This window comes from Pseudomonas sp. E1MeOHC2, assembly GCF_058745025.1.
The window spans coordinates 3,692,138-3,705,590 of sequence record NZ_CP196675.1; the positions used below are offsets into that span (position 1 = coordinate 3,692,138).

Annotated in this window: 13 protein-coding genes and 1 riboswitch; of the genes, 8 read left to right on the forward strand and 5 right to left on the reverse strand. The window is 61.5% G+C overall.

Translation table 11 applies throughout. The annotated features are described in order from the left end of the window. The first annotated feature begins 25 nt into the window (after positions 1 to 25). Complete coding sequence (gene mazG / locus ACSSU5_RS16710; protein ID WP_264309938.1) at positions 26 to 859, forward strand: nucleoside triphosphate pyrophosphohydrolase; 834 nt, start codon at positions 26 to 28, stop codon at positions 857 to 859. A gap of 26 nt (positions 860 to 885) precedes the next feature. Further along, positions 886 to 1,425, forward strand: a complete 540-nt coding sequence (locus ACSSU5_RS16715; RefSeq protein ID WP_264309937.1) for a DUF2058 domain-containing protein — start codon at positions 886 to 888, stop codon at positions 1,423 to 1,425. Between the two features lie 58 nt (positions 1,426 to 1,483). Here the strand turns inward: ACSSU5_RS16715 and ACSSU5_RS16720 are convergent, their stop codons facing one another. The 4 genes from ACSSU5_RS16720 to purM form a co-directional block, all read right to left on the reverse strand. After that, positions 1,484 to 1,666, reverse strand: coding sequence for a hypothetical protein (locus tag ACSSU5_RS16720; RefSeq protein WP_264309936.1), 183 nt, complete (start codon positions 1,664 to 1,666; stop codon positions 1,484 to 1,486). 175 nt (positions 1,667 to 1,841) lie between these two features. After that, entirely contained in the window at positions 1,842 to 2,552 is a 711-nt protein-coding gene (locus ACSSU5_RS16725; RefSeq protein ID WP_264309935.1) for a DUF3108 domain-containing protein, read from the reverse strand. An 8-nt stretch (positions 2,553 to 2,560) separates the two neighbouring features. After that, positions 2,561 to 3,214 (reverse strand): phosphoribosylglycinamide formyltransferase, encoded by a 654-nt coding sequence (purN, locus tag ACSSU5_RS16730; RefSeq protein ID WP_492559307.1) that lies wholly within the window; start codon positions 3,212 to 3,214, stop codon positions 2,561 to 2,563. Continuing rightward, complete coding sequence (gene purM / locus ACSSU5_RS16735; RefSeq protein WP_264309933.1) at positions 3,214 to 4,272, reverse strand: phosphoribosylformylglycinamidine cyclo-ligase; 1,059 nt, start codon at positions 4,270 to 4,272, stop codon at positions 3,214 to 3,216. The genes purN and purM overlap by 1 nt, the downstream gene beginning before the upstream one ends. A 331-nt stretch (positions 4,273 to 4,603) precedes the next feature. Here purM and ACSSU5_RS16740 point away from each other — a divergent pair, with 331 nt between their 5' ends. The 5 genes from ACSSU5_RS16740 (at position 4,604) to ACSSU5_RS16760 (ending at position 9,048) form a co-directional block, all read left to right on the forward strand. Next, positions 4,604 to 5,659 (forward strand): DUF2066 domain-containing protein, encoded by a 1,056-nt coding sequence (locus tag ACSSU5_RS16740; protein WP_492559308.1) that lies wholly within the window; start codon positions 4,604 to 4,606, stop codon positions 5,657 to 5,659. Positions 5,660 to 5,671: 12 nt separating this feature from the next. Then, entirely contained in the window at positions 5,672 to 6,745 is a 1,074-nt protein-coding gene (locus ACSSU5_RS16745; RefSeq protein WP_264309931.1) for an AI-2E family transporter, read from the forward strand. Positions 6,746 to 6,895: 150 nt separating this feature from the next. Further along, complete coding sequence (gene hda / locus ACSSU5_RS16750; RefSeq protein ID WP_264309930.1) at positions 6,896 to 7,603, forward strand: DnaA regulatory inactivator Hda; 708 nt, start codon at positions 6,896 to 6,898, stop codon at positions 7,601 to 7,603. 127 nt (positions 7,604 to 7,730) lie between these two features. Next, on the forward strand, positions 7,731 to 8,372 hold the full coding sequence (locus tag ACSSU5_RS16755; protein ID WP_264309929.1) for a C40 family peptidase: 642 nt from the start codon (positions 7,731 to 7,733) through the stop codon (positions 8,370 to 8,372). A 139-nt stretch (positions 8,373 to 8,511) separates the two neighbouring features. Next, complete coding sequence (locus ACSSU5_RS16760) at positions 8,512 to 9,048, forward strand: C40 family peptidase (protein WP_264309928.1); 537 nt, start codon at positions 8,512 to 8,514, stop codon at positions 9,046 to 9,048. Positions 9,049 to 9,058: 10 nt separating this feature from the next. On the opposite strand, the gene ACSSU5_RS16765 is transcribed toward ACSSU5_RS16760, so the two are convergent. After that, positions 9,059 to 10,375: a PQQ-dependent sugar dehydrogenase gene (locus ACSSU5_RS16765; RefSeq protein ID WP_492559309.1), complete on the reverse strand. Its 1,317-nt coding sequence runs from the start codon at positions 10,373 to 10,375 to the stop codon at positions 9,059 to 9,061. Between ACSSU5_RS16765 and ACSSU5_RS16770 the strand changes: the two genes are divergently transcribed. Then, positions 10,365 to 13,067 carry a dermonecrotic toxin domain-containing protein gene (locus ACSSU5_RS16770; protein ID WP_492559310.1) on the forward strand — a complete coding sequence of 901 codons (2,703 nt, stop codon included), beginning with the start codon at positions 10,365 to 10,367 and terminating at the stop codon, positions 13,065 to 13,067. The genes ACSSU5_RS16765 and ACSSU5_RS16770 overlap by 11 nt on opposite strands. Before the next feature lie 117 nt (positions 13,068 to 13,184). Continuing rightward, a riboswitch (cobalamin riboswitch) is annotated at positions 13,185 to 13,406 on the forward strand. Positions 13,407 to 13,453 lie beyond the last annotated feature (47 nt).

Consider the following 13,453-nt stretch of genomic DNA (forward strand, 5'->3'; position numbering starts at 1 on the left):
GCGCACCACCGAAGGACCTGTTCAGATGACTTACACCCTCGAAGACCTGCTGCACCTCATGGCCCGCCTGCGCGACCCGCAGTACGGCTGCCCGTGGGACTTGAAGCAGGACTACGCCAGTATCGTTCCGCACACCATCGAGGAAGCCTACGAGGTCGCCGACACCATCGAACGCGGCGATTTCGAGCACTTGCAGGGTGAGCTGGGCGATCTGTTGTTCCAGGTGGTCTACTACAGCCAGCTGGCCCGGGAAGAGGGGCGTTTCGAGTTTGACGGGGTGGTCGACAGCATCACCCGCAAGCTGATCCGCCGCCACCCGCATGTATTCCCCACTGGCGAGCTGTACGCACCGGTGGACACACCCAGCCTGAGCGAGGCCCAGGTCAAGTCGCGCTGGGAAGAGATCAAAGCCGAGGAGCGCGCCGAAGCAAGCGAACCCGAACAGCTGTCGTTGCTCGATGATGTGCCAGCGGCATTGCCGGCGCTGTCGCGGGCAGCCAAACTGCAGAGGCGTGCGGCCACGGTCGGTTTCGACTGGCCCGACGCATTGCCGGTGCTGGACAAGGTGCGCGAGGAGCTGGATGAAGTCCTGCAGGCCATGGCCGACGGTGATGCCGATGCGCTGGAAGATGAAGTGGGTGATCTGCTATTTGCCACCGTCAACCTGGCTCGCCACCTCAAGCACGACCCGGAGCACGCCCTGCGCCGCGCCAACCGCAAGTTCGAGCGACGTTTTCGTTTTATCGAACAGGCGTTGCGCGACAGCGGTCGACCCATCGAAGATTGTAGCCTTGACGAGCTGGATACCCTTTGGGGTGAAGCCAAACGTCAGGAAAAGAACCTGCCCAGCTGCGGCTGAGCTGTTGCATAAGTGAGTGAACATTCATGAGCCTTTCCCTTCGCGACCAATTGCTCAAAGCCGGTCTGGTCAACCAGAAACAGGTCTCGCAGACCAACAAAGCCCAGAAGAAACAAAAGCGCCTGGAGCACAAAGGCCAGGTCGAGGTGGACGACACCCAACAGCGCCTGGCCAAGGAAGCCATGGCCGAGAAGGCCAAGCGTGACCAGGAGCTGAACCGTCAGCAGCAGGAAAAGGCCGAGCAGAAGGCCCGTGCCGCGCAGATCAAGCAGTTGATCGAAGCGACCCGCCTGCCCAAGCTCAACAGTGAGGACTACTACAACTTCGTCGACGACAAGAAGGTCAAGCGCATTGCCGTCAATGCCCTGATGCGCAGCAAGCTGAGCAATGGCTCGCTGGCGGTGGTCTCGTTTGCTGGCGGCTACGAAGTAATTCCACGTGAGGCGGCGGTGAAGATCCAGGAGCGCGACCCTCATCGCGTGCTGCTGCTCAACACCCATGTCGAGGAAGCCGACGAGGATGACCCGTATGCGGCTTATAAGATCCCTGACGACCTGATGTGGTAAGCAGCAAAAACCCCGCCTAGGCGGGGTTTTTTTATTCAAAGACTGTGGCATTGCTGGCTCATTGTGTAGCGCGCTGACTTTCCAAGTCTTCAAGCTCTACACGGTAGAGGTGGGCTTCGTGTTCATTGTGGAACATCCCCACCAGTTGGCCTTGCTGGTGCACATCCCAGATCCGCACGCCAGCGGCCAGGCCTTCGTGGGACATTTTCGATTCGTCGCGTTCGGTTACTTGGACTGTCATCGGTAAACTCCACTTTTCAGTTAGCTGCGGCACTGTGTCGCAGGTCTTCTTTATAGAGTTTGTTAGCAGGCTAAGTAAATAAAACGGCCATGAAACAAGTTTCATGAAACGTAAATGCCAGGCAAAAAGAAGCCCCGCACAAGGCGGGGCTTTGGATGCATCTGGCAGTGCCGGATCAGTTTCCCTTCACCGACTTGCCATCGACCGTACCTTCCTGCAGCACGATCACGTACTCCTTGCCATCGGTTTCGACCTGGCGCAGTTGCACCAGCAGGTAGTCCCAGTTCTTGGCGAACCACAGCTCGGTGATGCGCTTGCTCTGGCTTGGGTCGCGCACGCGCTCGACCTTGACCGCATCGACCTGGCCAGTCTTGGTGGTGACCTTCTCGGTGCCCAGTACGCGGAAATCGTAGGTGTCGATCTCGTCACCGTCGACCACCTGGTAGGTCATGCTCTTCTTGCCGGCCGCCACGTCATGCTGCAGCGCCAGTTGATAAGACGACTTGTCCAGCACGCCGCGGTTGAGCGGCAGGCTGACGGCATCGCCACGGTCGCTACCGGTGACTTTCTTGCTGTTCCAGTCAAAGTTCAGGTCGACCTTCTTCGCCTTGCCCAGGCCGCCACGTTCGAAGTGATACTTCTGCGGCAGCAGGGTGTCGTTTTCCAAGCGCAGGGTGCTTTGCTCGGTCAGGCTGGCGATCATCATGGAGGCCCTGAAATTAAGGTTCCAAGTACCGTTGGCATTTTTGACCAGGCTGCGTTCGGCGGTGCCGCTCATGGGCAGTTGCTTCCAGTCGGCGGTGTAGCTGGCCGAGAAAGGCTTCAGATCAGCTGCCTGGAGGGGCAGGGCGAGCACGGCGAGAGCCAAGAGCAGGGCGCGACGCATAAAATCTCCTAGGGTCGAATCAAATGACCGCTGGCCGCCAGAGGCTGGCCATCCAGTAACGCACCGTGCTCACCCAGACGCAAGCGTCCTTCGGCGAACCAGTGCACCGCCAGCGGGTAAATCTGGTGTTCCTGGTGGTGAACCCGATGGGCCAGGCTTTCAGCAGTGTCGTCCGACGTCACCGGTACCACAGCCTGTACGACCAGTGGGCCGCCATCGAGTTCCTCGGTGACGAAGTGTACGCTGCAGCCGTGCTCGGCGTCGCCTGCCTCCAGGGCCCGGCGGTGGGTATGCAAGCCCTTGTACTTGGGCAGCAGCGACGGGTGGATATTGAGCAGGCGGCCCTGATAGTGGCGCACGAAGTCGCCACTGAGGATGCGCATGAAACCGGCCAGCACCACCAGGTCGGGCGCAAAGCTGTCGATGCGCGCCATCAGCGCCGCATCAAAGGCTTCGCGACCGTCGAAAGCGGTGTGGTCCAGTACGGCGGTGTCGATGCCCGCTGCTGCGGCGCGTTGCAGGCCGTAGGCGTCGGCACGGTTGGAAACCACCGCGCGGATGCGCACCGGGCTGTCGTCACGGCGGCAGCTGTCGATCAGGGCTTGCAGGTTGCTGCCGGAGCCCGACAGCAATACCACTACATTACAGGTCTTGCTCGGCATCAGTGTGCCTTGAGGTTTTGCAGCTCGACCTGGGCGGCGCCTTCGGCGGCTTCGGCGATATGGCCGATCACCCATGGCTGCTCACCGGCGGCGCGCAGTTCGTTCAGGGCGGTTTCGACCTGGTCCTGGGCCACGCAGATGACCATGCCCACGCCGCAGTTCAGTACGCGGTGCATTTCGTGCTCGTCGACGTTGCCTTTTTCCTGCAGGAAGTCGAACACTACAGGGCGCTGCCAGCTGGCCACGTCAACCACGGCCTGGGCGTTTTTCGGCAGTACGCGCGGGATGTTGTCCAGCAGGCCGCCACCGGTGATGTGGGCCATGGCCTTGACCGCGCCAGTGTTCTTGATCAGTTGCAGCAGCGGTTTGACGTAAATGCGGGTTGGCGCCATCAGCAGGTCGGTCAGTGGCTTGCCGTCGAGCTGGGTGTTCTCGATGTCGGTGCCGGACACTTCGAGGATCTTGCGGATCAGCGAGTAGCCGTTGGAGTGCGGGCCGGAAGACGGCAGGGCGATCAGCGCGTCGCCGGTGGCAACCTTGGAGCCGTCGATGATCTCGGCCTTTTCCACCACGCCGACGCAGAAACCGGCCAGGTCGTAGTCTTCGCCTTCGTACATGCCAGGCATCTCGGCGGTTTCGCCGCCGACCAGCGAGCAGCCAGCCAGTTCACAGCCGGCACCGATGCCGGTAACCACCGTAGCGGCGACGTCGACGTTGAGCTTGCCGGTGGCGTAGTAGTCGAGGAAGAACAGCGGCTCGGCGCCGCACACCACCAGGTCGTTGACGCACATGGCGACCAGGTCCTGGCCGATGCTGTCGTGTTTGTTCAGGTTCAGCGCCAGGCGCAGCTTGGTGCCGACGCCGTCGGTGCCGGAGACCAGAACCGGCTGCTTGTAGCCGGCCGGGATCTCGCAGAGGGCGCCGAAGCCACCCAGGCCACCCATGACTTCAGGGCGTGCGGTGCGTTTTGCCACGCCCTTGATGCGTTCGACCAGTGCTTCGCCGGCGTCGATGTCTACACCGGCGTCCTTGTAGCTCAGGGAGGGTTGCTTGCTCATTGATCCAGGCCTTTAGGAGGGAGGGATTCTTAAAAACGACCATGACGGCCAAGGCCGGCTTGGAAGCGACGGCTGCCTGAAACGTCAGAGGTCTGCGAAGGCGCGCGATTTTATCAGGGTTGCCGTGCAGCGGCCATCCTCAGGCCGACGGGCAGGGCGGTAAATTGCTGAAAAACGCTGATCGAGCCATGCGGGTGGTTGATACTGCTGCTTCTGTATAAGCTGCAAACAGCGAGCCTCACGCGCCGGGCATTGCAGGTGGGTGCTCGGCCTGCTTTTTTCTTGCAGCTTGAAGCTTGTGGCTTGAAGCTCGACTGGACAGGAATCCTTCATGCGTTTTCTTAATTATCTGGCAGCAGGTTGCCTTGCCCTGGTGGCTGTCACCGCGCAAGCCGAAACCGTCTCCGGGCTTTATCAAGTGCGTGAGCCGCTCCAAGGCCAGGGCGCAGAAGCCCGTACTCAGGCCACTGGCAAGGCCCTCGAAACCTTGGTCCAGCGCCTGACCGGCGACCCGAAGGCGGCGCAAAGCCCAGCATTGGCCGAACTGCGCAAGGATCCGCAGCAAATCATCAATCAGGTCGGCACCGAAGCCGGCCCGCCCGAGTCTGTGCTGGTCGAGTTCGACCCCGGCAGTACCGAGCGTGCACTGCGCAAGGCCGGCCTGGCCCTGTGGGGCAGCAACCGGCCGTCGATCCTTGGCTGGTGGCTCAACGACAGCGTCGAGGGCAGCAACCTGGTGGGTGACGGTCAGGCCGCTGCCCAGCCTCTGCGTCGTGCGGCCCAACACCGAGGCTTGCCATTGCGCCTGCCGTTGGCCGACCTGCAGGAGCAGTTGGTGGCCAACGCCAAGCAAATCGAAGGCAATGACCCAAAACCGCTACGCGAAGCCTCCGAACGCTACGCGGCGGACGCCTTGCTGGCGGTCCACGCCCAAGAGGCGGAGGGCAAATGGCAAGGCAAATGGCAGTTGTGGGTGGGCGACCAGCACGAGCAGGGCAATGCCGAGGGCGCCGACCAGGCTGCCTTGGCCGACGCGGTGATGCAGGCGGTGAGCAGCCGCCTGGCGCCGCGTTATGTGACCCGCCCGGGCGCCAGCAGCCAGCTGCAGCTTCAGGTGCAGGGGATGAACCTGCAGCGCTATGCCGAATTGAGCCGGGTGCTTGAACCTTACGGCCCGCGGCTGAAGATGGCCGAAGGCAGCACGCTGACTTACGGCGTCACTGCCAATCGCGAACAATTGCGTGCCCAGCTTGGCCTGGCCAAGCTGCAGGAAGTACCGGTCGAGGCAGCCCCTGTCGCTCCGGCGGCCCCGGCACCTGCCCCTGGCGTCAACCCGGAGCAGCCCGCAGCGCCCAAGCCGTTCGACGGCCTGCGTTTTCGCTGGTAAGGAGTAGCGACCGTGACCGATATGCGCCGTTGGATCTGGCTGGGTGCGGCACTACTGATCGCCGTGCTGTTATATAGCCTGCACAACATCCTTACCCCCTTTTTGATCGGCATTCTGCTGGCTTATCTGGCAGACCCGCTGGTTGACCGTCTGGAACGTTTGGGGCTGTCTCGTACCTGGGGCGTGGTGGTGGTATTCAGCCTTTTCACCCTGGTGTTCATGGCCTTGCTGTTGGTGCTGGTGCCGATGCTGGCCAAGCAGCTGGTGCGCCTGTACGAGCTGGCACCGCAGATGCTTGACTGGCTGCAGCACGTGGCGCTGCCTTGGGTGCAGCACCGCCTTGGCCTGGCCGATGGCTTCTGGAAGTTCGACAAGATCAAGGCCGCCATTGGCGAGCACATGGGCCAGACCACCGACATCGTCGGCATCGTACTGTCCCAGGCGACCGCTTCGAGCCTGGCCTTGATCGGCTGGCTGGCCAACCTGGTACTGATCCCGGTGGTGGGCTTCTACCTGCTGCGTGACTGGGACCTGATGATGGCCAAGCTGCGCAGCCTGTTGCCACGCCAGCGCGAGTCGCAGGTCGTGGGGTTGGCGGAAGAATGCCATGAAGTGCTGGGCGCGTTCGTCCGTGGCCAACTGATGGTGATGCTCGCGCTGGGCGTCATCTACTCGGCCGGGCTGATGCTGGTGGGGCTCGAACTTGGCCTGTTGATAGGCATGCTGGCGGGGTTGGCTGCCATTGTGCCGTACATGGGCTTCATCATTGGTATTGGCGCGGCGTTGGTTGCCGGGCTGTTTCAGTTCGGTGGCGACCTGTACCCGATGCTGGGCATCGTTGCGGTGTTCATGGTGGGCCAGGTGCTTGAGGGTACGGTGCTGACGCCGTTGCTGGTGGGTGACCGCATCGGCCTGCACCCGGTGGCGGTGATTTTCGCCATTCTTGCCGGCGGCGAACTGTTCGGCTTTACCGGTGTGCTGCTGGCGCTGCCGGTGGCGGCGGTGATCATGGTGCTGCTGCGGCATGTGCATGATCTGTACAAAGAGTCGGACATGTATGACGCCGATGTCGATCCGCAGCTGTAAGTTGGCCGGGCAGGGCAGCCAGAACATGACGCAACCTGTTGATTTTGCTTGTGCTCTTCTGCTCCCTGATTGTGCCGCCCGCGTTGCGGGTATAGACTTTGCACACTGTCCAGCAAAGGCCCCCTGTGGTCCCAGCGACCACCCGTGAGCATGAAACCACCGATCCAGTTGCCCCTGGGTGTGCGCCTGCGCGATGACGCCACCTTCATCAACTACTATCCGGGCGCCAATGCCGCGGCATTGGGCTACGTCGAGCGTCTTTGCGAAGCCGACGCCGGCTGGACCGAGAGCCTCATCTACCTGTGGGGCAAGCAGGGTGTTGGCCGCACCCACCTGTTGCAGGCCGCCACCCACCGTTTCCAGCAATTGGGCGAGCCCGCCGTCTACCTGCCGTTGGCGCAGTTGGTCGAGCGCGGTGTCGAGTTGCTCGATCACCTCGAACAATACGAGCTGGTGTGCATCGACGACCTCCATGTGATTGCCGGCAAGGCCGATTGGGAAGAGGCCATGTTCCACCTGTTCAACCGCCTGCGCGACAGTGGCCGTCGTTTGCTGCTGGCGGCCTCCAGCTCGCCCCGCGAGTTGCCCATCAAGCTGGCAGACCTCAAGTCGCGGCTGACCCTGGCGCTGATCTTCCAGATGCGTGGCATGTCCGATGAGGACAAGCTGCGTGCCCTGCAGCTGCGTGCGTCGCGCCGTGGCCTGCACCTCACCGATGAGGTCGGCCACTTTATCCTGACCCGCGGTACCCGCAGCATGAGCGCACTGTTCGATCTGCTCGAGCGCCTCGATCAGGCTTCGCTGCAGGCACAGCGCAAGCTGACCATTCCTTTTCTCAAGGAAACCCTGGGCTGGTAAGCCCCTGAAAATCCTGGGCCAGAGCGGTAAAACGAAAAAGTCACATCTTTTTCGATAAAATTTGCAAATGGCCATGATAGAGGGCATAGTTTCACCCCTCTAAAGGATTACAGACACGGTCGTGCCCATGCTAAAGCGCTTCGCACCCCTCGTGCCCCTCGCACTCGTGACCCTGCTTTTTGGCTGCGCGGCCCAAGGCCCGGTATCCCAGCCCCAGGATCACACCCCGATCTCCGCACAATCGGCGTTCAAGGCCAAAGCCTCGTCTTCGTCCGTATTCGGCGAACCGGAAGAGCTGGCCACTGAAGATGACCTGGAGGCGTTCTCCAGCAACAGCAAGCCTTATCAGCTGCCGGTTCTGGCTGACAGCATTCTCGAGCGCGGCATGGCCCTGATCGGCACCCGCTACCGCTTCGGTGGTACCTCGGAGAAGTCCGGCTTCGACTGCAGCGGCTTCATTGGTTACCTGTTCCGCGAAGAAGCCGGCATGACCTTGCCGCGTTCGACGCGTGAAATGATCAACGTCGATGCCCCGAAAGTGGCCCGCAACAAGCTCAAGCCAGGCGACCTGCTGTTCTTCAGCACCAATGGCCGCGGCCGCGTCAGCCATGCCGGTATCTACCTGGGTGACAATCAGTTCATCCACTCCAGCAGCCGCCGCAGCGGTGGCGTGCGCATCGACAGCCTCGGTGATCGCTACTGGAGCAAGACCTTCATCGAAGCCAAGCGTGCCTTGGCGATGGCGCCGACTAACATCGCGCGCAACTGATACCAAAACGAAATACCCCGCCGCGGCGGCGATGCTTTGAAAAAAGCTCGCCGCCGTGCGCATTTACAGAAAGCGTCTAATCTAAATTCTCAACTCTTTTCGGCCGCAGCGCAGCGGTCTCAGACAGGATGTTCTGGCCATGGCAATGATGGCGCGCTTCGCATTCCTTTCCCTGGTGGCATTGCTTGCTGCCTGCTCCAGTCGCGCCCCTGCGCCGGCTCCTACGGTTCAGCAGCCGAAGGTTACCTACAGCCAGCCTGATGGTTCGCCGATCGCCGACGACGTGTTGATCCGCGCGATCGGGCTGGTGGGTACGCCTTATCGATGGGGCGGCAATACGCCCGACTCCGGTTTCGATTGCAGCGGCCTGATCAAGTATGTCTATCGTGATGCCGCCGGCATCAGCTTGCCGCGCTCGACCCGGGAGATGATTGTCATGCGTGCGCCGACCGTGGATGCGAAGGCGCTGCAATCGGGCGACCTGGTGTTCTTTGCCACCAGTGGCGGCTCGCAGGTCAGCCATGCCGGCATCTACGTGGGGGAGGGGCGTTTTGTGCACGCACCGTCCACGGGTGGGACGGTGCGCCTGGACTACCTGTCCAACAGCTATTGGGCCAAAGCGTATCTGCAAGCCAAGCGCGTGATTGTTCAGGGGCACCTGGCGCAGAACCCCTGAGGTACTGCGCCTACCGGGCCTTGCTCACTCGCCAGATGACGTTCCCCACGTCATCGGCCACCAGCAGCCCACCGCGCTGATCGTTGGCCACGCCTACCGGACGCCCCATGGCCTTGCCATCGGTATTCAGGAACCCCGTCAGCAGGTCGACCGGTTTGCCGGCAGGTTCGCCTGCCGTGTTGAACGGCACAAAAATCACTTTGTAGCCACTGTGCGGCTTGCGATTCCACGACCCGTGCTGGCCCACGAATGCCCCTTGCCCGAACGGCGGTGGCAACACGCCAGGTTCAGCGAATGTCAGCCCCAGCGATGCCGTGTGCGGGCCGACTGCGTAGTCCGGCACAAGTGCCTGGGCGACTTTCTGCGGGGCTTGCGGTTCGACGCGCTGGTCGACGTGTTGCCCGTAATAGCTGTAGGGCCACCCATAGAAACCGCCGTCCTTGACTGACGTGATGTAGTCCGGCACCAGGTCGCTACCGATCTCGTCACGCTCGTTGACCGCCGTCCACAGCGCTCCGCTGTGTGGCTCCCAGGCCAGGCCGTTAGGGTTGCGCAGGCCGGTGGCAAACAAACGCTGCTGGCCGCTCGCAGGGTCCACCTCCCAGATCGCCGCACGCCCTTGTTCCTTGTCTAGGCCGTTTTCCCCCACATTGCTGTTGGAGCCAACTGTCACGTAGAGCTTCTTGCCATCGGGGCTGGCTATCACGTTCTTGGTCCAGTGATGGTTAAGCGGCCCGCCTGGCAGCTCGACCACCTGCTGGCCATCATCGCGGATCTGCATGGCCCCAGGCTCGTAGTGAAAGCGCAGCAGCTTGTCGGTGTCGGCGACGTAGAAGTCCTTGCCCACCAATGCCATGCCAAAGGGCGAATTGAGCCCTTCGATGAAGGTTGTGCGTATTTCTGCGACGCCATCATGGTCGGCATCGCGCAGCAAGGTGATGCGGTTGGCGCTGGGCACGCCAGCGCCGGCGCGTTTCATCGCCTTGCCCATCACCCAGCCACGGATGCCTTTGCCATCTTCAGGCTTGGCTGGTGCATTGGTCTCGGCCACCAGAACGTCGCCGTTGGGCAGTACATAGAGCCAGCGCGGGTGGTCGAGCTTGTCGGCGAAGGCCCTGACTTGTGTGCCTGTTGCTGCCTTGGGTTTGCCGCCGTCCGGCCAGCCGATGGCGGGTGCGATGTTGACGGTCGGGATCAGCGTCTTGTTGGGCGCGGGCAGTTGCGGCGAGGGGCCACTGCCATCCATCACGTCAAGGTGGGCGGTGTCGCTACAGCCCGCCAGGCAGGCGCCAAGCGCCCAGGGTAAGAGGATACCGATGCGTTTCATGTGCGCCGCGCTCCGAAGTTGCTTTCTCACTATTCAGAGCACGGCTGAACAGCAGTGGTTCAGCCTGCGGCGGCACACATCTACCACTCTGCGCGGGCTCAGGCAGCAACGATGGTTGCCCGACAATCAAGGTTTGGAGTGGAGCATGGGCGATATCAACGATAAAGCGCGCCGCAGCCTGGCAGCAATGGACGCAGCCGCGCCTCTGGTACAACTGATGAGTACCATTTTAGATGATTTCCCTGACCCGTATGCGCTGGCCGGCAAGCATGCAGCGCGTCTCCTGCTCAAGCACACGGGGAGGGCGATGGACCCTCGGTTCGTTTGGTGGCATCAGTTCAACACCGAAAGCTCCAGCCCCCGGGCATTCACCGGCTGGCAGCACAGCGGGCCACCCCAGAAGTCCATGGTGCTGGACGAGTTGGTGATCAATCGATTCGATGCATACTTCCAGGACGCCAGCGACGAACTCGACCTGCGCGGTGGTTTCTACCGTCAGGGGCCGCATGCAATAACCTTTGATGAGCGCAATGAAGTACCCATGCTCGGCAGTGAAGTGCAAAAAGACTTGTGGGCGCTGGATTTCGCGGTGCTCTACCGTGCTGACGTCGAGCGTTATTGGTCGAACTATGGCGCCAATTTTCACATTGTTGCCAAGTTCAATCTGCTAGGGCAGGCGGCTACTGCGCTGAACCGGGGCAAAATCTTGCTGCTCGACTGGGAGCGCTTGCGGGCAATGATAAGCGACACATTAGCCAATGAAGCGTTGCCAACACTGACGGGGCTGCAGCAGGGGGCGACGCGTAGCGTGTTGACGGTCAACCGCTACGTCTTCGGTGACGGTGACAGGTGGTGCCTGTTCAGTTTGGTCGCACCGGATGGCCGGGTACTGGCGTTCATGCCCTGGTCCGACGAAGCGCTACAAGGCTTCGATTCCGAGGCGGCGATGGCCAGTTGGCTGTGCTGGCAACTGCAATCGAGCGCCAAGCTCGATGCGTTTGTCAGCGGCGCGCACAGCAACCACCGCGATGCTGACGCAAAGCGCCTGATCAGGGTGCACCTGCAAGGCATTGCTGGGAGCCGCTCGGATGAAGCCGCATTGATTGCCTTGTCCTTGTTCAAAAGGCCGCTGGCTTCGGAGCTTTTCACCTACCTGGTCGACCAAGCGAAGCTCGATATGCAAGGTAATGCTCGGCTGATGCAGGACAATGCCAGCTTGCGCAAAGGCATGCTCAGCGGCTATCTGTCGGCCTTTCTTGGGGTCTTTGGTGGCCTTGCGCCCTTGGGCTGGCCCCTTTCTCTCATGCTGCTCGGTGCCAGTGCTGGCAAGGTGGCACTCGATGTGGATGAAGCCCTGCATGCAACTGACGAGCGCAGCCGCAAGCAGGCGCTGCGCGCGGCAATGCTGGAAAGCGTGTTCGCGAGCATGAACCTGCTGGATATCAGCTTTCAGTCGAGTTTTGCCTCACTGTCTTATGAGACGCCGCCCCATGAAACCGGCGTTTCACTCCAGCATTGGCAATGGGCGGATGCGTCGACCCTGCCCGTGGAGGTGCGCGACGCCAATACCGTGCTCATTGGCGAGCCGGACCAAGCAGGCCGCTTGCGTGGTATTCAGGTCAATGACGATGGCAGTTGCTGGATCACCCTGCAGGGCCTGCCTTACCGTGTGCGTTACAGCCATGGGTTGGCGGTGTGGCTGGTGGTGTCGGCGGATAATCCGTTCGCTTTCAGTCCGCTGCACCCTGTGCGCTTGAACGAAGCGGGCGAATGGGAACTGCTGGCACCCCCACGCTTGCTCGGCGGTGCTCCCCCGACAGTGGAGGGTATGCAGAGCTTGGTTTCACCGTTCTGGGATACCTACACGCAGGCGAACGCTGTGCAAAGCAAGAAGCTGTCCGGTTTTGCGCTGGAGCGGCAGAAGGGCTTGTTGAAATCCTGGCCAATCGCTGAGCTGCCACGCGGGCGGGCGCCGGACCTCGATGTGCGAAACCTGGATTGCGTGAAAATCGCGGGGCGCACGCACTATTCCTACCGCTATGGGCCTGAGTACTTCAATGCGGTGATTGACTACTACACCAGCGATGAGTCGAAGGTGAACGATGTGTTCCGTTCCGGGAGCTATCGATATGGTGATGAGGATGACTACATCGTCGACCTGGCCGATAGCCTCGAACAGTTGCCCAAAAGCAACCAGGTCAGGCTTTACCGGGGTGGCCATCGTTCTCGGGGTACCGGCGGTGAAGGTTATCGACGCGGTGAGCTGCAGGTTGGCGATGTGCTGGTCAATACCGACTTTACCTCGTTTACCGAGAACCCTTACATGGCTACAGAGTTCGCCTGCTTGCCTTACCCGAACGTGCCAGGAGGCCTGCCTGGGCTATTTGATGACAGTTCGGTAGTGTTCGAACTCCCTGCAGGTGAGTACCACGGCGCGACACCGGTCAGCGCCTTTTCGTCTTTCCCGGAAGAGGCCGAAACGCTGTTCCTACCGGGTAATTACTTTCGCATCGATGCCTTGCAGCAGGTCTATGGTGAGTACTATCGCTTCATCAAGGTCACCTTGAAGCAGACGATCAAGCCTGCTTTGGGGCCGGTATACGATTTGCGTACCGGGCTTGCCTTCGACATGGCGGCTTATCGTGAACAGATTCGAACACCGGGACTGGTACAGCGCTTCTTTCCCGCTTGAAGCCGCGAGCGCCGCTCCGTTGGGCTATTCCAGGCTCAGGGGGCGGCGCTCGATAGGTGCACTGCCACTGCTCAGAAGGCAAGCGTGTTCGATTGACGCTCCCGCCCCAACCCTCTAACCTTCGCGCGTGTTTCAGGTGCCCTGCCGGCCTCGACTGTGCAGGGTGAAACTGGGAAGCCGGTGGGCGCCTGCCAAGGTGCGATTCCGGCGCTGCCCCCGCAACGGTAGGTGAGTCAAAGGTCGCGCACAGCCACTGGATGCCAGCATCCGGGAAGGCGCGTAGGCCGGGGCCAAGGCCCGCTCACAAGCCCGGAGACCGGCCTGATACAGCCAACGGCATCACGGAGGGTGATGCGCGGTGCACCGTGGCGTCCAGCCGCGGCTCC